The 19,572-nt window shown below is 45.9% G+C and carries 21 protein-coding genes, 1 tRNA gene and 5 pseudogenes; 10 read left to right on the top strand and 17 right to left on the bottom strand.

The features are described 5' to 3' along the window. Window positions 1-782: pseudogene (locus JCM11216_RS20040) on the bottom strand (AAA family ATPase); the annotation flags it as partial. A 294-nt stretch (window positions 783-1,076) separates the two neighbouring features. On the opposite strand from JCM11216_RS20040, the gene JCM11216_RS13255 reads away from it, so the two are divergent. From JCM11216_RS13255 to JCM11216_RS13240, 4 genes and pseudogenes are all read left to right on the top strand, one after another. Then, a complete protein-coding gene (locus JCM11216_RS13255) occupies window positions 1,077-2,540 on the top strand; it encodes a hypothetical protein (protein WP_243676378.1) in 1,464 nt (487 codons plus the stop codon). 30 nt (window positions 2,541-2,570) lie between these two features. Further along, a pseudogene (locus JCM11216_RS13250) lies at window positions 2,571-3,626 on the top strand (hydroxymethylglutaryl-CoA synthase). Between the two features lie 54 nt (window positions 3,627-3,680). Next, window positions 3,681-3,977, top strand: coding sequence for a winged helix-turn-helix transcriptional regulator (locus JCM11216_RS13245; protein WP_054854495.1), 297 nt, complete (start codon window positions 3,681-3,683; stop codon window positions 3,975-3,977). A 173-nt stretch (window positions 3,978-4,150) separates the two neighbouring features. After that, entirely contained in the window at window positions 4,151-4,843 is a 693-nt protein-coding gene (locus tag JCM11216_RS13240; protein WP_054854498.1) for a DUF120 domain-containing protein, read from the top strand. A 4-nt stretch (window positions 4,844-4,847) separates the two neighbouring features. Here JCM11216_RS13240 and JCM11216_RS13235 read toward each other — a convergent pair whose 3' ends face one another. Beyond that, entirely contained in the window at window positions 4,848-5,426 is a 579-nt protein-coding gene (locus JCM11216_RS13235) for a class II aldolase/adducin family protein (RefSeq protein WP_054854494.1), read from the bottom strand. 88 nt (window positions 5,427-5,514) lie between these two features. Here JCM11216_RS13235 and JCM11216_RS13230 point away from each other — a divergent pair, with 88 nt between their 5' ends. Together JCM11216_RS13230 and JCM11216_RS13225 are read left to right on the top strand one after the other, a co-directional pair. After that, window positions 5,515-6,384 carry an amidohydrolase family protein gene (locus JCM11216_RS13230; protein WP_054854493.1) on the top strand — a complete coding sequence of 290 codons (870 nt, stop codon included), beginning with the start codon at window positions 5,515-5,517 and terminating at the stop codon, window positions 6,382-6,384. Between the two features lie 61 nt (window positions 6,385-6,445). Continuing rightward, window positions 6,446-6,530 (top strand) — tRNA-Leu (locus JCM11216_RS13225). 98 nt (window positions 6,531-6,628) lie between these two features. Here JCM11216_RS13225 and JCM11216_RS13220 read toward each other — a convergent pair. The 5 genes and pseudogenes from JCM11216_RS13220 to JCM11216_RS13205 form a co-directional block, all read right to left on the bottom strand. After that, on the bottom strand, window positions 6,629-8,422 hold the full coding sequence (locus JCM11216_RS13220) for an alpha/beta fold hydrolase (RefSeq protein WP_054854492.1): 1,794 nt from the start codon (window positions 8,420-8,422) through the stop codon (window positions 6,629-6,631). Window positions 8,423-8,491: 69 nt separating this feature from the next. Further along, complete coding sequence (locus JCM11216_RS13215) at window positions 8,492-9,295, bottom strand: GNAT family N-acetyltransferase (RefSeq protein ID WP_054854491.1); 804 nt, start codon at window positions 9,293-9,295, stop codon at window positions 8,492-8,494. A 22-nt stretch (window positions 9,296-9,317) separates the two neighbouring features. Beyond that, complete coding sequence (locus tag JCM11216_RS20035) at window positions 9,318-9,533, bottom strand: SPASM domain-containing protein (RefSeq protein WP_243676377.1); 216 nt, start codon at window positions 9,531-9,533, stop codon at window positions 9,318-9,320. A 187-nt stretch (window positions 9,534-9,720) separates the two neighbouring features. Continuing rightward, the gene (locus tag JCM11216_RS13210; protein WP_243676376.1) at window positions 9,721-10,482 is read right to left on the bottom strand and encodes a radical SAM protein; all 762 of its coding nucleotides are present in this window, start codon (window positions 10,480-10,482) and stop codon (window positions 9,721-9,723) included. A 146-nt stretch (window positions 10,483-10,628) separates the two neighbouring features. Further along, window positions 10,629-11,701: pseudogene (locus tag JCM11216_RS13205) on the bottom strand (RNA-guided pseudouridylation complex pseudouridine synthase subunit Cbf5). Window positions 11,702-11,788: 87 nt separating this feature from the next. On the opposite strand from JCM11216_RS13205, the gene JCM11216_RS13200 reads away from it, so the two are divergent. Further along, on the top strand, window positions 11,789-12,475 hold the full coding sequence (locus JCM11216_RS13200) for a hypothetical protein (protein ID WP_054854490.1): 687 nt from the start codon (window positions 11,789-11,791) through the stop codon (window positions 12,473-12,475). Next, window positions 12,469-12,906 (top strand): DUF123 domain-containing protein, encoded by a 438-nt coding sequence (locus JCM11216_RS13195; RefSeq protein WP_054854489.1) that lies wholly within the window; start codon window positions 12,469-12,471, stop codon window positions 12,904-12,906. Before JCM11216_RS13200 ends, JCM11216_RS13195 begins: the two co-directional genes overlap by 7 nt. Window positions 12,907-12,992: 86 nt before the next feature. On the opposite strand, the pseudogene JCM11216_RS13190 reads toward JCM11216_RS13195, so the two are convergent. Beyond that, window positions 12,993-14,619: pseudogene (locus tag JCM11216_RS13190) on the bottom strand (DNA topoisomerase VI subunit B). A gap of 359 nt (window positions 14,620-14,978) precedes the next feature. Further along, window positions 14,979-16,378: pseudogene (locus JCM11216_RS13185) on the bottom strand (MmgE/PrpD family protein). 93 nt (window positions 16,379-16,471) lie between these two features. On the opposite strand from JCM11216_RS13185, the gene JCM11216_RS20030 reads away from it, so the two are divergent. Both JCM11216_RS20030 and JCM11216_RS13180 read left to right on the top strand, forming a co-directional pair. After that, a complete protein-coding gene (locus tag JCM11216_RS20030; RefSeq protein WP_243676375.1) occupies window positions 16,472-16,630 on the top strand; it encodes a 7-cyano-7-deazaguanine synthase in 159 nt (52 codons plus the stop codon). Window positions 16,631-16,644: 14 nt separating this feature from the next. Then, the gene (locus JCM11216_RS13180) at window positions 16,645-17,127 is read left to right on the top strand and encodes a 7-cyano-7-deazaguanine synthase (protein WP_243676379.1); all 483 of its coding nucleotides are present in this window, start codon (window positions 16,645-16,647) and stop codon (window positions 17,125-17,127) included. Between the two features lie 42 nt (window positions 17,128-17,169). On the opposite strand, the gene JCM11216_RS20025 is transcribed toward JCM11216_RS13180, so the two are convergent. The 8 genes from JCM11216_RS20025 to JCM11216_RS13155 all read right to left on the bottom strand — a co-directional run. Continuing rightward, window positions 17,170-17,505 carry a hypothetical protein gene (locus JCM11216_RS20025; RefSeq protein ID WP_243676374.1) on the bottom strand — a complete coding sequence of 112 codons (336 nt, stop codon included), beginning with the start codon at window positions 17,503-17,505 and terminating at the stop codon, window positions 17,170-17,172. Continuing rightward, window positions 17,468-17,626: a hypothetical protein gene (locus JCM11216_RS20020; RefSeq protein WP_243676373.1), complete on the bottom strand. Its 159-nt coding sequence runs from the start codon at window positions 17,624-17,626 to the stop codon at window positions 17,468-17,470. The genes JCM11216_RS20025 and JCM11216_RS20020 overlap by 38 nt, the downstream gene beginning before the upstream one ends. Then, window positions 17,623-17,970, bottom strand: coding sequence for an aminotransferase class V-fold PLP-dependent enzyme (locus JCM11216_RS20015; RefSeq protein WP_243676372.1), 348 nt, complete (start codon window positions 17,968-17,970; stop codon window positions 17,623-17,625). The genes JCM11216_RS20020 and JCM11216_RS20015 overlap by 4 nt, the downstream gene beginning before the upstream one ends. Continuing rightward, on the bottom strand, window positions 17,942-18,262 hold the full coding sequence (locus tag JCM11216_RS20010; protein ID WP_243676371.1) for a hypothetical protein: 321 nt from the start codon (window positions 18,260-18,262) through the stop codon (window positions 17,942-17,944). Before JCM11216_RS20010 ends, JCM11216_RS20015 begins: the two co-directional genes overlap by 29 nt. 136 nt (window positions 18,263-18,398) lie before the next feature. Next, a complete protein-coding gene (locus JCM11216_RS13170; protein ID WP_054854488.1) occupies window positions 18,399-18,611 on the bottom strand; it encodes a hypothetical protein in 213 nt (70 codons plus the stop codon). Between the two features lie 58 nt (window positions 18,612-18,669). Next, window positions 18,670-19,104 (bottom strand): 4Fe-4S binding protein, encoded by a 435-nt coding sequence (locus JCM11216_RS13165; protein ID WP_054854487.1) that lies wholly within the window; start codon window positions 19,102-19,104, stop codon window positions 18,670-18,672. A gap of 19 nt (window positions 19,105-19,123) precedes the next feature. Then, on the bottom strand, window positions 19,124-19,357 hold the full coding sequence (locus tag JCM11216_RS13160) for a hypothetical protein (RefSeq protein ID WP_054854486.1): 234 nt from the start codon (window positions 19,355-19,357) through the stop codon (window positions 19,124-19,126). Further along, on the bottom strand, window positions 19,335-19,572 hold a 238-nt coding region (locus JCM11216_RS13155; protein ID WP_243676370.1), incomplete at its 5' end, for a phosphoadenosine phosphosulfate reductase family protein. The genes JCM11216_RS13160 and JCM11216_RS13155, both read right to left, overlap by 23 nt.

Below are 19,572 nucleotides of genomic sequence, written 5' to 3'. Positions count from 1 at the left end.
AGACTCACCATAATACTTACTCATTATTTCAGGGCCATTAATCGATATGAAGTAGGCATTGGCCTCTGAGGCAACTGCCTTAGCGAGCAGGGTCTTACCAGTTCCAGGAGGACCGATTAAGAGAACGCCTTTAGGAGGCTCAATACCAAGGTGCTTGAATATCTCGGGGGGGTGTCTCAACGGTAACTCTATCAATTCCCTAATCTTCCTCTTAGCCTCCTCAAGGTCACCAATGTCCTCCCAAGTAACCCTCGGCATTGTTAACTCCATCTCCCTAACAGGCTCCTCCCTAACCTGGACCTCGGTGTCTATACCTACATAGGAGGCTGGCCCTGGTGTCACACTCGTGACCATGAACCTAATGGAACCTGTGTAATACGGTATTTCAATGATCGAGCCCTTCCAAACGGGCTTACCAAGTAGATAAGCCCTCTTTAAGTAATCAGGGTCAACCCTAATGTACTCACCCACGGGTGCTATCGTGACTCTCTGGGCAGACCTCAGATTAGCCTTCCTAACCTTAACAACATCACCAATACTGACGCCGGCATTTTGCTTAATACGCCATCCATCCTTATGTAGTCCTTATCCTCATCATCGGTGTAGGCAGGCCATACCTGGGCATAGGCACTGCGCTTATTACCAATTATCTCAACATACTCCCCCCCAGGCTCTATACCGAGTACCCTCATGTAACGCTGCGGTATCCTAACAATGAGCCTACCAACATCCCTAGTCCTCGCCTCCGCAACCCTAAGACTAACCTCATTATTAGAACCCATGACCAATCCTCACTGCTTAATCCTCAAATCAGCTTATATAATTATCTTCATCTTGCCAACTCACTGGTTCAATGCCATGCGTTTACTAATAAGTTCAATTTCACATACTTAACTTAAATTATTGCACAGCACATACTAATCTCACAAAATATTTCGTGTTCATCAACAATCATCCTGAGGACCTTATTAATCATTTAAAAATTAAATTACCGATGTGTATTGCTCAGGATCTAGAAATTGCATGTATTAAAAATTGATGAGGATTTAATTAGGAAAAACAGATTGTGCTGGGGGGTGAAAGGGATGATTCTAAGTATAAGTGCGGTGGGGGAGATCAATGATCTAAAGACGATTAATGAGGTTATTATAATACTTATTGAAGTTCTTTACCGTTTATTACGTTGGCGAGTATGGGTACCATGGTGGTTAGATAAGGAGAAAATCAAAATATTCAATAGTAGGGATAAAATTAAGACAATAAACGATAAGGTGGCTAAGGTGATTGATGACATTCTTAATGAGATGTTAAAGTACTTATATCAATATGATGATTATTGGATTAGGAATAGAGTATCTAATGAATTAAGAGGGGTCATCGAAGATTTAATAAACGGCAGGGCTGAAGTAATTGTTAGGAGGACGGAGAGCTCATTAACAATCACGGTACGTGGAAGCCGCATCACCTTAGAAATTATTAGGAATAGGGATGTTATAGTCCAAATACTTAATGACTTCCCAGGCACAACAATAAGGATACCAGACGTCTTCAAGGAGTTTATGAAAAATAAGAGTAAATACGAAGAACTCGCTAAAATACTCCTTGCAGCAAAGCTGGGTCTTGCTAATACAGATGAGGGAGAAAATAAGGATAAACCCAGGATGAGGACAACACGCCTATGGCAAGCGGTATTTTGGGCACTTCTTTATCCAGGAGATGTATACATAAATATAAAATCAATCAATGTAAACATTGAAGACGTAACAATAACGTGGTCCCTCACGGCTAACAACCACATATCATATAAAGAAAATGCACTTAAGATCGCTGAAGGCCTTGATGAAAAGACGTTATTGATCTTTTTATTAACAAGCATATTGGGTGACGGCTATGCAAATGCGTATCTGAGGAGAAACAGGTTAAGGGCGAGGATAGAGATTACAGTAAACGCAGCAAAGCTAGAAGAAAAGTTAGAGGAGTGGAAGGCAATACTTGAGAAATTAAGTAAATCATTAAATGTTAAATATAATCTAAATAGCAAGAACAACGTTGCAAATATATCGTTTTACGACAGCCATGCTGTTAAATTAGCAAGGGCCATATTAGATGCTGTACCGCCCATTCTAGGAGAGGTCCTGGACGCATTAGAAAGCGATAAGTGGTTGGGTATAAAGAAGATCTCTAATGTGGAGTTTAAGTATATCCGAGGTGAGTCACAGGTTGAAATATATGGCGAGAGATTCACGATAGACTATAATAACCTAAGACTCGTACTTTCAACGAAGAATTCCATCAGAGCATTAAGGATTTATGAGAAGTTAAGGAATGCATACGAAAAAGTCTCCATAAGGCAGAAGAAGGGATACACGATTGTGAGTATACCATTCAAGGCCATAATTGGGAATGATGAATTACGAAATGCAATACGTAGGGTACTTTGCAGTAAACTTAGGAAGACTAAGAATGAGAAGACAAGAGCGAAGATAATACGTGCATTAATGAAGTTATCATCATCAAAAGAAATTGACTGCGAACCTTAAATTTTAAAAGGAAATAAAGCAATACAGTCTGTGGGCAAGGTAGGCATTGTTGGATGGGGGGCGTCTACATACCTAGGTTCAGGATAAGCACAAAGGAGATCGCTAGGGTATGGGGGGGTGATGATCCGCTTAGGATTAAGGATCTTTATTGGGTTGAGGAGAGGAGTGTTGGTGGTCCTGATGAGGATGCGGTCACAATGGCGGTGGAGGCCTCGAGAAATGCGTTGAGGAGGGCGGGTATTGACCCTAGGGAGTTGGGTTCGGTATTTGTTGGTACTGAGTCGAAGCCTTACGCGGTTAAGCCATAGCCTCAATACTAATTGAGGCTTTGGGAATGAGGAAGCAGTCATTCGCGGTCGACATGGAATTCGCATGCAAGGCCGGCTCAGACGCCATAGTTAATGCGACAGGCCTTGTTAAGAGCGGCTTGATTAAGTATGGGCTTGCGGTCGGTGTTGACCATAGCCATGGAGAGCCGGGGGGGGACCACCTCGACTATACTGTGTCTGGTGGCGCGGCGGCCTACATCATAGGGTCCGATGGTGTTGCGGCCGAGATTGAGCATATCCATGCATACAACTCAGATACACCGGACTTCTGGCGTAGGGATGGCATACCATATGCGGTTCATGGCGAGTCATTTACGGGAGAGCCTGCCTACTTTAGGCATATTGTTAATGCAGCAAAGACCTTAATGGAGGTAACAGGCTTAAGCCGAGTGACTTTGACTACGCAGTATTTCATCAACCAAACGCAAGGTTTCCTGTGAGGGTTGCTCAAATGCTTGGTATACCCCTTGAGAAGGTTAAGCTCGGCATTGTGGTCGATAGGATAGGCAATACATACAATGGCGCAGTATTAATAGGATTAGCCAACATACTGGAAAATGCTAAGCCTGGCTCCAGGATACTCATGGTCTCCTTCGGGAGCGGCGCTGGATCAAACGCCTTCAGTTTAATTACCACGGATCTACTGCCTGAGAAGGTTGGTAGGGCAAGAACGGTTAATTACTACCTTGAGAACAAGGCATACATAGATTACGCCCTCTACTTAAGGTTTAGGAACTTAATCAGAGTGGTTCAGTAATATCGTTTTGCCGGCATCTTAATCTTTAAAAATAAACAGTTAAAAATCACCGTAATGCCTCGCAAACAGACCGTTAGGATTGTTGAGAGAAAGAAGGAGATCCTGGAATTATTAATTAAGGAGGGTGAATTACCCACTAACGAGATCGTCAAGAAGACCAACCTAAGCCACAGTCAGGTCTTTTACGCGTTAAAGCTTCTTCAGAGGGATGGGTTGATCAGGGAGATTAAGAGGGGGGGTAAGGTGGCTTATTGGAAGGCTGCGGATAATGCCCAGGAAGCCCTTAAGACGCTTGAGCAGGAGGTTAAGGAGGAGATCATGGAAGGAGAGGAATCGCTGGGAGAGACTTAAGCCTTTTTATTTTTCCAAAACTGGGATAATTAGATGATGAGGCGGGCAGAATCCGTAAAAATGACGAGACTGTCTCACACTGATCCTTTCAGTAAATTATCCATCACGTTTAGGAGGAAGCGTTAATAAATGGGTGCCTTTATGCCAATGCGAAGTGTATGGGGGGGAGTTCCATGAGCCGTGCTTCATTGGGAATTGATTATAAGCTCCTCCGAAGAATACCATACCTAATACTCCTTGTTAAGTATGGAATCAACGATAAGGATTACGTCACGATAAACCTAACGAGGCTTGCCAATGACATAGGCACAACACCGCAGAACGTATTTAAGATAATAAATAGGCTCACTGATGAGGGATTAATAATTAAGTCCACGGTGAGCGGCCAATTAGCGATTAAGTTCACACAAAGAGCCTCAGAGGCTCTTCAGTTCGTGATTGACACAATTAGGCATTACCTTGATGAGAGGCTGGTGATTAGGCTTGTCGGTAGTGTCACCTCTGGATTGGGTGAGGGCAGCTTTTATATGAGCCTTGAGGGTTATGTCAAGCAATTCATTGAGAAGCTCGGGTTTAAGCCATACCCTGGAACCCTTAATGTTAAGTTAAAGCCTGAATACATCAAGTACAGGCTTTACCTAGACGCATTGCCAGGCATTTACATAGAGGGCTTTAGCAATGGTGTTAGGACTTACGGGAATGTCAAGTGCTTTAGGGCGACGATCCAAGGACTACCTGGCGCTGTCTTGCTAATTGAGAGGACCCACCATGGTTTCGACACAATAGAGATAATATCACCCTATAAACTAAGGGATAAACTAGGCCTTAAAGATGGCGATGAGGTCGAGGTGCTAGTGACCTTATAGGTACTCATTTGCCAAGGCAGTTAGAGAACAGGGTTATGTATGCAAGGTTCTCGAGAACCTCAGCCCTATTGAGTGCCTCATATGGCGTTGAACCAACCGTAACCAATCCATGATTCCTCAGAACCACGGCGGTAACACCCCCCCTCCTAGATATCGCCCTACTGACCGCATCCGCAAGCTCAGCACTACCTGGCTTTAAGTAGGGAACCTCGGCGATCTCACCAACATAGGAAATCGCCTCACTAAGGGATAGGTCGATCTTAAGACCTGCCTTGGTCAACGCCAATATGTTGGGTGGATGTGTGTGAAGTACGAACTTCACATCATCCCTAACCCTGTAAATGCCCACGTGCATCCTCCACTCACTGCTGGGATTACCGCCGGACACTACGGTACCGTCAAGCCTAATCTTAACAATGCTCTGCGGCTTTATGAGTACCTTCGGCATGGATGTCGGTGTTATCAAAACTTCATTACCATTCAATCTGGCGCTTACGTTACCGCCAAGTAAATCTACTAACCTCCTGGTATATGCGAGCCTAAAGACCTCGACAATTAACTCCCTCAGTGATTGTTCGTTCATACTAGGCAAAAGGCATTAACGGGAATATAAAAACATACTCTAAATATAGCAAAAACGTATAAACATATAAACGCAGGTTAATGGATTGATGGGTTACATCGACGCTCACACGCACTTAGTGTTTAAGGAAACAATAACAGAGGAATTAATGAATTTTGCAATGAGGGAATGGGGTGCGCCTCGTGAGGTGATTCTAATGGGTGTGAAGGACGTCATTAGGGTTCTTGATGATGCAAACATCGACTACGTGGGCATTATGGCCTTCCCAGCAAGGAAGCTGGGCACTGTTAAGGAGGATTACGCGCTGAGGGTTATAAATGCCGTTAGGGATTACGCGGATAGGTTTGCGGTAATAGGCGGCGTTGAGGCTAATGAGTTAACTATTGAGGAGACCAAGTACTGGCTTGAAAGACAGTACGAGGCAGGGATTAGTGCGATTAAGGTTCATCCACCGCACATGTGGCTTAAACCAAACGCCTATAGGCCTGAGGAGGGTGGTTTAAGGCAGCTTGAGCTTGTTTATCAATTTGCGGAGGATCACGGATTACCAGTGTACATACACACCGGCACAAGCGCCTTCTCAAGGGCTAGGAATAAGTACGGTGACCCAATATTTGTTGATGATGTTGCGGTGGACTTCCCAAGGCTAACTATAATAATGTCGCACGTGGGTAGACCGAATTGGGTGGCTACGGCATTTCAATTAATAAGGATAAGGCCTAACATAATGGCTGATCTATCAAGCATACCGCCCAGGAGGGTATTAGAGTACATACCAAGGCTAACTGAGATAAGCGATAAATCAATATACGGAAGTGATTATCCAGGACCTGGCGTTTATGATATCAAGGCAAACCTTCAGGAATTCCTAAGTATACCAATACCTAAAGAGGCAATAAAGAAAATGGTTGATGATAATCCAAGGAGGGTCCTGAAGCCGTTATCAAGGAATAGATAAGTGGTATGGCGATCATAATAATTTAAGGTTTAAAAATCCCGTAAAGAAGCATTACCTCGCGGGGGGGGTGCCCGAGCCAGGTCAAAGGGGGCGGACTCAAGATCCGCTGGCGAAGGCCTGCGTGGGTTCGAATCCCACCCCCCCCGCACCAATAATTGGAATCCACCTTGTAAAATTTCACCGTGAGGAATTTAATTAAGGAAAAGTAAGCTTGAATTTTTATTTTGATGGTTGGTACCTGGTGCTAGAATGAGTCAAAGGCGACTACATACCATACAATGAACATGGTCACTAGGAATGCGCCAACATAGGCGTTTCCTGTCTTTCTAAAGTAGAACGTCGCTAATGAAGCAACTAATGGCCATAGTATTACGAAGGGTATCATGTATATTGGAAGTACACTTAGGTTAGGTGCGTGCCCAGCAAATATTTCGCCATAGACAATGACTAGCCAAATTATTATGCCCAGGGTTAGCACTACGGAATTTATGGCCATTTCAGCCCCAATACCTACTTCCCCCCCATTTCTTGGTCTCATAAATCCGCTAAACAATACAGCCAGCGGCACAAGAAGAACTGAAAATGGTAGTAGGTACGCCCAGAAGTACACAAACCTTCTAAAGGTCATGGGTTCCAGGGCCCAGATCCATAACCTAAAGTCCACATTGAATGTATAAAACACGAAGGCCAGTATTACGTATAGGGCTGATAGTACTATTGCTGCGAAGACAAAGGCCTTGATTATGTTTATTATGGTTGTTTTTCTATCGCCCCCCCATGAAAGCCCATAATTAACTGCAGTTGCACCCTTTTTCCTCAGGAAAACAAAGTGATCTAATATGAGGAGTACTATTGTTATACCGCCAACAACCAATGCCCAAAACATGTATACATCGCTCTGTACCTGGGGAAATACTATGCTCACAAATGACGTTAAGTGACTCCAAACGAATAGGTTTGTCCATATGTATAGCGCTGGGCCTAATGCCGTTACTATCACGGCATTTATCCACCAACCAATCCCCCCCGTAAATCCCCCCCTGTAATCAGGCACCGGCCTTACCAGGGACCTAAAGACACCTGCTCTAAGCAGTAGGGATCCCGCGGCGAATAGGAAGATGAATGCACCGAATAGTGCTATTCCTGTACCAACTACCTTCCACTGCCATATTTGGTTGGATGGCGGTATGTAAATAGGGGGGGCGCCAAGGGTTTGATAGAACCACTGTATTACTTCGGCTATCTCTGTTGGATCATCAGTTGCCTGAGCATGGGTTATTGGAGGTTGATACAATATTCTTGCGGTTCCATCACTTATTGATCCATATATCATGTTCGGCACCACTGGTTGTGAGGTATTGAAGAACTGCATTAATAACGGCGACTTAGGCGCGTCAAAACCCGTCGGTTCATGCATCATTAGTGGCCCTAACTCCTCGTATAGCCCAAAGGCTATGGCCACGTTCTTAAGGTGACTAACCAGTGATAGGCTGTAGAAGCCGTACCAAAACGGCGTTGATTCCATGAGAAACATGGACCTATAATCGCTTGGAAGGGCCAGGGCAGCCTCGGTTATGGCTAAACCACCCATGGAGTGGCCAACAAGCCCAATATCACTGGCATTAACCATCGGCAGAGATGCCAGGTACTTCAACGCGCTTACTGTGCCGTAAGGCCCATAGGCAATTAAAAGCCCTATGGTACCGCCGGAGAGCCCGTGTCCGTAGGGATCCATTATCAGCACTACGTATCCTCTCCTCGCTAATTCAATGGCTACATTCTGCATGAACTCCTTTTGATTATTCCATCCATTAACAGCTAAAACAGCTGGGGGGGCGGGGGGGTGCTTTGGTGATGCGGTACTAGGTACGTAAAGCATGGCACTTATTACTGCTCCATGGTCACCATATATTGATATTTGATACACGTGGACAAAACCAAAGTCAGAATTGACATAGGACGCAAAGGCGCCCCCACCTATCATTAAGACCAGAGACACTAAAAGCAGTATTAGGTAGGTCTTAACCTCAGGATCCATACTTTTTCAGCTTATTAATCAGGGTTTATATTAAATAAAAGTATATAATATATTTATATTATAGCTAAGTTAGACATTATTATAATGAACTCCTGTACCGCGTAATAACCAAGCCCCCTTATAAAGCTTCAGGGCGGATATATTATTCTCATCCACATATAGCATTGCCATAGCGCCGGCATTGATTGCATCTTTAGTTACCGCGGAGACCACGGCCTTCGCAAAGCCCCTATTCCTGTAGTTGGGTGTCGTGAATACGTCACCGATGATCCAAACCTCCGGCAGCTTTAGGTACGTGCCTGCAATAGCCACTAACTCATTATTGATGAATAAGCCGTAGTAATGCCAGTGGGGGGGTGATGACAGCCTAATTAGTGTCTCAGCCTTACTTATCTGTGTTCCCTGAATGCTCTTGATCTTAATGAATTCGTCAATGTCATTAATTGATAATTTGCGGACTACGGCATTACCGTGGATTACGAACTCCCTGAATGTGCTTCCCTGACAGATCATTGTTATGCCCCCCCTGGATAGTGATACCATGCCCTTACTGGATAGTTTATTGACTAGGCTGTTTACGTACTTAGGCTCGGCCTCCGCATATATCACTAGGCGATTGCTTAATGAAACCTCATTAAGTACGTTAATGGGCGCATTGCCGATTACGTGAATCGCCGTGTGTGGTAATCCCCTGAATATTAGTATGTAACCAATTATCTCATTACCGACCACGTTTAGGTATGCCTCGGTGAACTCCGGGTAGTAAGTAATGTCGTAGAACAGGTAGGCATACCTAATGGGATCCACCATGTAGGCTCTCTTGATTAGGCTAAGTACATCCCTATTCAACTCCCTGAATACATCAACAATCATTTCCTTAATTAGGGAGTAATCATTACCTGGATTTATTAATCAGTTCCTTAATGATGGGGGGGCAGTAAGGATCAGGCGAATTCACGGAGCCGAATGCCGTAAATGCCCGGGCAGGACAACCCGCGTTACATAGGTCAATCATTGGGCAAGTGCTGCATGGCCTTATTTCCGCACACCTCCTACCCCCCCTAAAGGACCTAAAGCCATCCCTCCAAATAGCCCTAAGGCCATCCCTCAACGCATTGCCTCGTAGAACTCCTTACTCATTAATAGCTCACACCCATAGACACTACCGTCTGAGTCTATTACGAACCTACTCCTGCCTGCAGGGCATGTTGAGTAATTAATGATTTTAAGGGCATTAAGTCTCTCCCTTGACTTTCTATATACCTCGTATAAATCACTGAGACTGAACCTAAATCCATTTAGGACCAGCTTGACGTTAGTCTAATGCGCATTAAATCATTAATCACCATCCTCGCCAGTTCATCGCTAAGTGATAAACCGTTCTCTCGAGCCCTACCAAATTCCTGAGCACGTATAAAGGTGAGCACGGAGATCCCCAACCTCTCTGTTAGCCTAACCATGTCAGTTACGTAATAGGCATTATCAGGAATTACCGTGTATGATAGCGACACGGCAATACCAACCTCCTTAAATACATTAATAGCCCTGATAGCCTTATTAAAGCTACCAAAACCCCTAATCACGTCATTAACCGCGGGATTTGGACCATCAAGGCTCACCTGGACCTGGTCAAGACCAGCCCTCTTAAGTTGAAGCGCGTTTTCCCTATTAATCAATGTGCCATTGGTGCTCATCGATACGTAGAGGCCGAGATCCTTCGCATGACTTATTATCCTCAATAAACCCCTCTTAATCAGTAACGTCGGTTCACCACCCAATAAATACACGTACTTAACCTCCAAATCCCTTAGTTTATCGAGTATGTGAAGCCAATCATCAACATTCAACTCCCCACTTAATGGCTTACCTGCCGATAAATAGCAATGCCTACATTTGAGATTACACGCATGGGTTAGGTATATGGTTACGTCATTTATCGAATCCATGCTTAGGTATGGAGGTTCGTTATTATCCTCGACACTACTCCGTAAAGCCAGTATATGACCCAGTGGCGATGCGGGGGGGCATTCGTCTAGGTATATCTCGGTATCATCAACCACCTAATCGCCTAATCTCCATAATTGCGTATTCCTGTTTAAATTACGGATGTCGAAAGGAAGAGTCAGGTGATCCGCTGCTCCTCACCAGGTCAGTTGACCCTCAACTTTCATCAATCAGTGCATTAATCATGAGCGAAGTAATAAAACTATTGCTGTGACTTACCCTCAGAACCTTGTGGCTTCTCCTCAGCCTTTCCCCCCCCGGTATTCCTTCGCTTCCACATTGGTGGGTACGTGCCCTTCTTCATGACCACCCTGGTCGTCTTAACAGCGATTCCTCGCTGCGCCCTCATTATCTCATCACTAGTCATCTCCGCATAACCAAGGGCGACCAATTCATTCTTAAGTGTCATTATTGCCACAAGTGACCCCCCCTTGTTAATATTGTTCGTTAACTTAGCAATGCCTGGAACCGCCAACGCGGCGCCATGGCATACAGCATCGACTGCTGAGTCCCTAATCCAGACCTTGGGTAGGTGCCTAACCATGTACTCAACGGGCTTCACGTAGGTCCTGAGCAAGTCCTCAACACCATAATCCCTGTAGAGCATGTACGCATCCTTAAGGTCCTGAAGTGTAACTGCCTCCTTCTCCGTGAAACAACCAACCCTAGTCCTCCTAAGCTCCCTCATGTTAGCACCAACCCCCCCCAATACCTCGCCGATATCGTAGGCAAGTTTCCTGGCGTAGGTCCCAGACTCCACATTCATCCTAATCAATACGTACTTACCATCCCTCTCAAGAAGCTCAAGTTCATAAACGTGCTTAATCCTCAACTGCCTCTTAACCGCGCTCCTCAATGGTGGCCTTTGATAAATGGCGCCGGTGAATTCCCTAAGCACGGCTCTCAACTTCTCATCATCAACATCACCGTGAAGCTTCATGACCATTATGTACTCCTTATCCAACGTGTTTATTGCCGGTATTGCCTTTGTGGACTCACCAAGCGCTATGGGCAATACACCCGAAACCCCCCCTGGATCAAGCGTCCCAGAGTGACCAGCCTTATCGAGGTTAAGCATTTTCTTAACCCAGGCAGCCACCTCGTGGCTTGTCGGTCCCCTTGGCTTATCGATCACCACAAAGCCGTACTTGAGGTACAGGTCCATGGGTCTCTTCTCCGGTGGTATGCCCCCCCACTCTGGTTGGTCTGCTCATTAGGTATCTTAATGAGGACCTCCGGTTCACCGCAGTAATTGGGTAACGACACGCCAATCATAATTGCAGGACCTATGGATTATAAAAGTCTATCTCCACGTTATGGTAAATTAACTTTTATTTTACCCCCCCACAGTAATGAACGCAAGTGCCTAGTATAAAGACGTTGAGCATGGTAATTCTGGCGCTGGTGCTCGCAATAGTACTAGTGTACTCGATACACTCACTGTATCTGGCCAGGAATGGTGTTACGGCAGATAGTTCATACGTTAACTCTGTTGAGTATGAAGAGTTAATGAACAATTACACGAACCTACTCATTAAGTACACAGCACTCCTTCAGAAGCTGAATGAGTGTATGGCAAATGAAAGTTCGATTCAGTACCAGGGCTCACTAAGTCATAAAGAGGTTATTGCGAGTAACCTAATCATGAGTGCCACGTTATCAATAACGAGTTGTAATGGCTACACACTCCAGTCAACTAAGGATCTTTACTTTGAAACGAAGGGGGGGCCTGGTTACTTAGTGATAACGTATAGGTTATCGAATCCTCAAGTCATTGAAGGTTCAGTATCGTATTACGTGTATGTCATGGCCCAGGCAATGCCCTCAATGCCCATGACCGCGATGTACACATACGAGGGCTCGGCATACACTTATGAAGCTGGTCAGTATGGTCAATTAATCATCCCAGTACTACCAAACTCAACGTACGTACTCACCCTCGGTTTCACATGCTACGTGGCTGAGTATTATCCACCAACGAATGCGGGTACGATAGTTAATGGCGAGATACCGGAGAACGCCGTTATTAATGTGACCTATGTATGGTGAAGTGGCGTAGCTATGTAGTCCTATTCAGGTGTAGGGGTGGCTATGTAATTACCAGGGGTAGGAAGTTTGCAATAGTCGATGGGTTTTACGCGTACGTGGGTTCATGCGGTAATGCATGCGCGGCACGCATAGTTAGGCATCTTGGTAAGGTCGTTAATAGGTTTTGGCATGTTGATTACCTGCACGACATATGCGATGAGGAGGCCGTCATGATACTGCCCTATACGGAGGAGGATGTCGCCAAGGCATTACTTGGTAGGTTCCCTGGGATTTCAGGTTTTGGAAACAGCGATAAGAGGAGAGATAAAACACACTTATTTAGGGTGGGTTCAGGTGATGAAACAATCATTAAGATTCTCCACGAATTAAGCATGGCCATTCATAAGGAACTGAGTAATGAGCGTGGTCATAAATTCAATAATCATTTATAATAGGTCATTAATATAGAGATAATCATATAAACTCACTATTCAATGTGACTATTGGTGATAATGATGTTGCTGGTGCGTCTGAGGGTTCATGATGATGGCTCGTGATCCTGATCACCCTCGTCCTCATTATTCCCGTTCTCGGCATTATTAATAGTATTTGTCAATAATTCCTCAAGACTTTTAATCTTTAATCTCTCCCTTATTAATGCGTTAATGCTACTCCTTAGTTCATCGAGATCCGCCTTACTCACGTAGGAGAGGGCGCTGGCGATCTCCTCGGCATACATGCTGAATATTGCATACTTCATTAGTAATTCCTGCTCCTTTTCCTTTCTCGTTATGTACAGCCTAAGCTTCCTGGCGACCTCCCTAACTGCGTTCCTTACCTCGTTTTCTATCTCGGGTACCTCGCAATCGCCTCCTTACCCGCACTTGCGTATGGTATCTTCGTAGAGCATATGTGGACTACTATGGCTAGGGGGGGAGCCGGGAACTTAACCTTGTACTGGGTCCAATCGATCTCATCAACAATCTTCCTAACAACATCATTGCCCTCATCGTATATCAACGGAACCTTATTAGCAAACCTATAGATAATCGGTTTGTCACTGGGCTCGATAGCCCCACCCCCCCAAGCCAATGCTGCCTCGACAATGAATGGATTACCCATGTACGAACTAGGCTTCCTAGTGACCGTAAACACAACCTCAGGCTTAAGCACAAACTTAACACCCTCGGCAAGTATGTCCTCACCAATCGGCGAAAGCCAATCAGCTGGGCCTCCTCCACCCATTAAACTCCCTCATCTTCGTTACAAAATTAACCAATTCATCATTCATAAGCTTACCCACGGGCATGTCAGGCGGTAATCCAACAAAGTCAAGGAATGTCTTAGCAATCGTCTCACCAACACCATCGAAGTTCTCAACAAGGAACTCAAGCAGTGACATGTTTGGGTCCCTCTGTATTAATTGCTTTATCAACTCCACATCAACACTCTTGGGATGTGGAAGACCCTCCTCCGGTGGGTCAGGCATTTTCGTGGTTACCCTAGGTATTTTAATGGCGTCATCCTCATCTGGGCCCCCCCTAAGTACAAACTCGGCATACGGCGCGACCATGGCAGTCTCCTCAGGTACTCCTCAACCCTCCGCTTAGCCTTTGACCAGTCACCCTCAAGAACCACCTTAATCGCCGTGCCATGCCACCCATACTTATTCTCCAGCGTTCTCTGTGAGACTATCACGGCTCATTTTTCGTAATATCAATCATCAATTGATACTCATAAATAACATCACTCTTCAACGGCGCACTCCTAACGAGTATTGGCGTATTCGTGGTCGATTGGGCATATAGCACAACCATCTTGGCGCCAAGCCCGAAGATACCCCCCCTGTGCTGCTTAATCCTATACTTACTGCTGTAGAATACCCTGCCAAAGACGTTTGGTATCTCATCCCCAGGTATACCAATGCCGTTATCCTCAACGTAAATACTGACCCAACTCCTCGATTGATCAGCGTAATCAATATAGATCTTTATACTCGGCAGTATCTTAAACGTCTCAGTCGCGTCAAGACTATTCTCAACAAGCTCCCTAATCGTTTGATAAACAGCCCTAGTTGAGTTACTAAATCCCGCTATCTCTCGATTGCGCCTAAAGAACTCAGCCGGCGATAAGGCCTCAAACTTAACAATATCGTTAGTACCCATGATCTAAAGCCTAGGAAACGAGAGCCAATTTAAACTTTATGCATTCTATACTATACATAAGGTTATTAATCATTAACAATACCCTGACCCGCAAACCCACACTATTGCACCAAGCATCACAAGGCATAACCTTAATTATTAGGCATACCCTATCAATGATTCCGCCACACTAAACACAGAAGACAATTATAATTTTATTTTTGCATAATCCTGTTTATAAATAAATAATACCCATAAAATGAATTAACCCAACCACACTATATGGCAAGGTATTGCAATATTAATAGAACATTACTTATATGAAAATCTTCATGATGATTTAAGAATTAAAATAGTCTCACGGGCCGTTATTATTACACTTATATGACTATAGCCTTAAGTATTTGTTTAACATCCTTTAAATTCTCTAGGTTCTTCACGAGATTTATCACGACGTTTGCTTGACCCGGTGTTAATAAACCATCAGTTAACTTCCTGAACTTATCCTCAACCTCCTCATCACTCATTGGGTTCTTTGGATGGCCCCCCCTTGGGTGATCTACACGGGCTGTTAGTTCCCTACCGTCCTGAACTTCACGGTTATCCTATTGGGTATCGCCGACGGATATAACTTATCCAGTTCCGGGTCTACATTAACCTTCATCTTCCTTATTAATGAAAGCACCCTGGAGTCGCGTATGTTCTCAGGTTTGTAGTGGTAGAGCTCCACGGTACCGTATAGCAGCGCTACTGCTGTCACCCACATTAGGCTGTGGTCCGCAGTCTCCTTAGTCTTTGGATCCCACTTCTCGGGGGGGTCCTTAACTATTATGTCGTAGGCAGCCTTGAACGTGTCTATCGTTATAGCCTCAACATCGTCAGGCTCAACGGCCTTTCCATACTCCTGCCTAATCATCCTAGCCGCATCAACGGCCGACTGCGCGTGGTACTCCACTGGGTATGGCTTTATGTACGTGTCCAGTATCCTCTTGGGGCTCGGTATTGAGCTCAGGTCAAGTATTAACTTATCATTAAATTCCCCCCCAGCCAGTAACTGCCTTATGAAACCCATCTCACCCTTCAACGGTGCGTCCGGCCCCGTGAATCCCTCCCTAGCCAGTAACACCGCGAACACGGCATTCCTCGAGGAATTGGCAGTTGCCGCCGCCTTCCAGTGACTAAGTTCACCAACCCTTGACTGCCTCATGGCCGCATGCGGTACCGTGGCTATCGATAACGCATTCAAGGCCTCACTCTCACTAAGGCCCATGAGCTTCGCGAGGCCCGCCGTAACCGCAATTCCTATGTAATTGACGTGATCCCAACCGTGAAGCCTAAGACTACCTGCATCGCAAAGCCTAACGCCTATCTCATACGACGTTGCTATGGCCGTTATCAAATCCCTACCACTCAATCCCCCCCTATACTCGGCAGCCGCGAACAGTGCAGGGATCATATCACTTGGGTGGAGTGGCTCCTTGCTTAGGTACGTATCGTTATAGTCGAGGTACCTAACCATTAACGCATTAGTAAATACAGCCCACTCAATCGATGACGTATCAAGCGTGCCCCCCCATACCGTGGCCTCAACATTTGACCGGTGATTCTTAGCAATACTCCTCGCTATCTTAACGGGCTCCGCCATGAAGGCTGCCAGGGCAACGCCAAGGCCATCGAGGACTCTACGCTTAACCTCATTAATGACTTGCTGATCCAGGTCCTCAAACTTAACATTAAGCGCATAATGAATTATGACCTCACCAACACTATCCTTAACCATACTCACCTAATGAGACAACGCCTAATTTTAATGCATAACCTCAATGAACAATCACAAATTACTTATTAACATTAATGGCGTGGCCATTAATGAATGAGGAAAAGAGCCATTGTATTACTCTCTGGTGGTATTGACTCAGCTGTGGCGCTGTACCTACTCAAGTCACGTGGTTACGACGTAATCGCCATATCAATAAACTACCCAGGCAGGGTGAACGTGAGAAGGAGACGGCCAGGGAACTTGCCAGGCTAACAAATACGGAACTGATTGAGGTTAATCTACCATTCATGAGGGAGGTTGATGAACTGTGGAGCAATGATAATGAAAGACCAAGCCACCTAAGGAGTGCCCACCCAAGTACTATACCCGCGAGAAACGCAATAATATACGCAATCGCCGCATACTACGCCGAGGTACTTGGGATAGACACGATAGTCGCAGGCCATAATGCCGATGACACGAAGTACTTCCCAGACACATCGAAGGAGTTCAGGAGGTTAATCTCGAGGGCACTAACAATAGGTACCTACATAGGCAGGGCCAGGGGGGGGCTCAGGGTCATAGCGCCGCTCTCGAAGCTGAGCAAGACCGAAGTCGTTAGGCTAGGCCTCAAATTGGGCGTGCCCTTTGAATACACGTGGTCCTGCCATAATAATTACGACGTGCCATGCGGCCAATGCAGCGGGTGCTGGCCAGGAAGAGGGCATTTAATGAACTGGGCATTAAGGACCCACTCGAAGAAGCAATAAGTAATGGGAGGGATTGGTGGTCATTAAGGAAGAAATCACTGATTAAGCCCTAGCCCTAATATACGCTCTCAAGGTCTCAATGAACTTCTCAATCTCATCAACGGTATTATAACCATGCGGTGACACCCTGATGGTACCAGGCCTTGGGGGGGAGACCACGATACCATTCCTACCGAGGAACTCAGCAAGGCCGTAGGGATCTGAGTACTCGAAGGTCAGTATTGCCGCATGGCTTTCGAGTGGCGTCGTCACCTTCAACCCCCCCAAATCCCCTAATGAATCCGCCAAATACCTAATTAACCTACTAGTATGTTCCTCAAATCTATGAGGCACCTCATACCTAAGCAGTAACCTCATGGACGCCAGGGTCCCCCTCAAACGCTATTATCGGCCACGTACCCCCCCACTCAAGCCTTGCAGCATCCCTGGCAGGCATGTACGTACTTATATCTATCGGCCTCTCAAACAACTTCTCACCCCCCCTCAACCTCCTACTCACTTGGTTATCATCAATCCCCCCCATCCAACCCGATAACGATGGCTTAAGCTATTCAATAACTCGTCACTAACATAGACGAAGCCAGCACCATGAGGACCAAGCAACCATTTATATGAACCTGTAATCAGGACATCAACACCATCCCTAGTCACATCAATTGGTAGGACACCAACTGCATGAAATGCATCACTTATTAACACCGCGCCTCTCGCATGCGCAATCTCGGCAATCTCCCTAATCCTCTCCCTATACCCCCCCGTTATCCAGGAAACATAATCAACAAAAACCACCGCAGTATTATCATCAATGAGCTTCTCATACTCCTCCAGGGGGCACGTACCCATTAATGGGCCTCGCGATCCTAACCTCCTTAATTAGGCCACGGGACCTGAGGGCATGGAATGAGAAGACGCCTGTTGGGAAATTGAGTGGGCTAATGACCACGTTACTACCGGGCCTAAACTCCATAGCCGATAATAACGCATTCAACCCATACGTGGCGCTCGGCACGGCAGCAATACTCTGCCACGACGGGGCATTAATCAACTGCGCAAAGACCCTCTTGGCCTCCACGATATGGTCAAGGGCCAATTCCCACGGCTCACCCTCCTCCTGCCATAGATCAACGAAATTCATAATTGCCTCAGCGGCATCCCTTGTTAATGGACCAGCCCCCCAGCATTATCGAGGTACGTCCTTCTCCGCGTTATTTCTATCCTACCCCCCCTAAGCTCCTCCAACCAACCCATTGATTAAGTGAGTATTGCTGGGATTAATTTTTATCGCACCTACTAAGCAACTCCATCACAACCTCTATAATCGCCTTCATGACCGACACCCTCGTCGGCTCATCAACCTTAACGCAAGTCCCAAACTCCATACACAACTCATCCAAGTACTGAAGCACCGTACTAAACTCCTCACTTGGGTTAACCAACCAATTAACTAGGTGGTAAATCGCCTTAACGGCCTCCTCCCTATCCATCAATAAAACACTCACTAAATAATTAATAAGGCAATAAACTCAGGCCCCCCCACGAATCTCAGGACGGCGATAAACCAGGTACTGAGCCGAGGGGGCAGGCCTTGGAGCAAAGCAGGCAATTTATGCACTTACTCTCATCAACAATGAATGAAGGCCCCGAACCAACACGCCTCAATGCCTTTGTCGGACACCAATTAACGCATAGATTACACTCACCGCATACCGACGCCCTAGCCACAAAGCCCGCAATATGAACCCTTAACTCCTTATTGTTTGAGGAGATAAGCACCTTATTACCACCCTGCCCAACCCTGACCTCGGCCTCCCCCCCAAACTTACCTCTCACAATGTATGAACCATCAGTGCCCTCCACCGAACCAAGCATCTTTAGGAACTCCGTGAAGGTACCCATGTTAATGGGCTTATCAACATCCACTACCAGCGACCCACCATCACCACTAAACCTGACTGGATACTTAACCCTGAAACTCACCCTAACCCGACTACGGATATCACCCGGTAAACCCCCTCCTCCAGCGCCAAAGGCCGTACTCAATGAATTCGTTTGGCAACCCCTGGCTAGCTGCGAATTCCTTGAGCACATCGTGAAGCCTCGTGTAAATACCGGGGGGGTATTTCTCACGCACAACCTCAAACTCCCCCAACTCATTCGCCGGGCATATGACACAGCCAAGCCTATCAAAGCCATACTCATAGGCCCTGTTATAGGGCAGGTTCCTCAGCAATATGTAGCCCCCAAACCTCGAGCGCCGTCCAATCCTGTATTGGAGCAACAACAATATCCTTAGTAACCCACTTACTAACCGAAACCCTAGGCAACCTAGCCCTTTGAAACGACTCAAAGGCCCTCTGACCAACAACGCTAATAAAACCCATTGGAAACCTACGCAGCATCTCATCGGTTATAGCGCTAAGCTTGATGGTCTTGCAGCACCACCTG

Origin of the sequence: Vulcanisaeta distributa JCM 11216 (assembly GCF_001315985.1) — an archaeon.
GTDB lineage: Archaea > Thermoproteota > Thermoprotei > Thermoproteales > Thermocladiaceae > Vulcanisaeta > Vulcanisaeta distributa_E.
The sequence above is the reverse complement of the archived record's forward strand: the minus strand, read 5'-3'. Positions and strand labels throughout refer to the sequence as shown.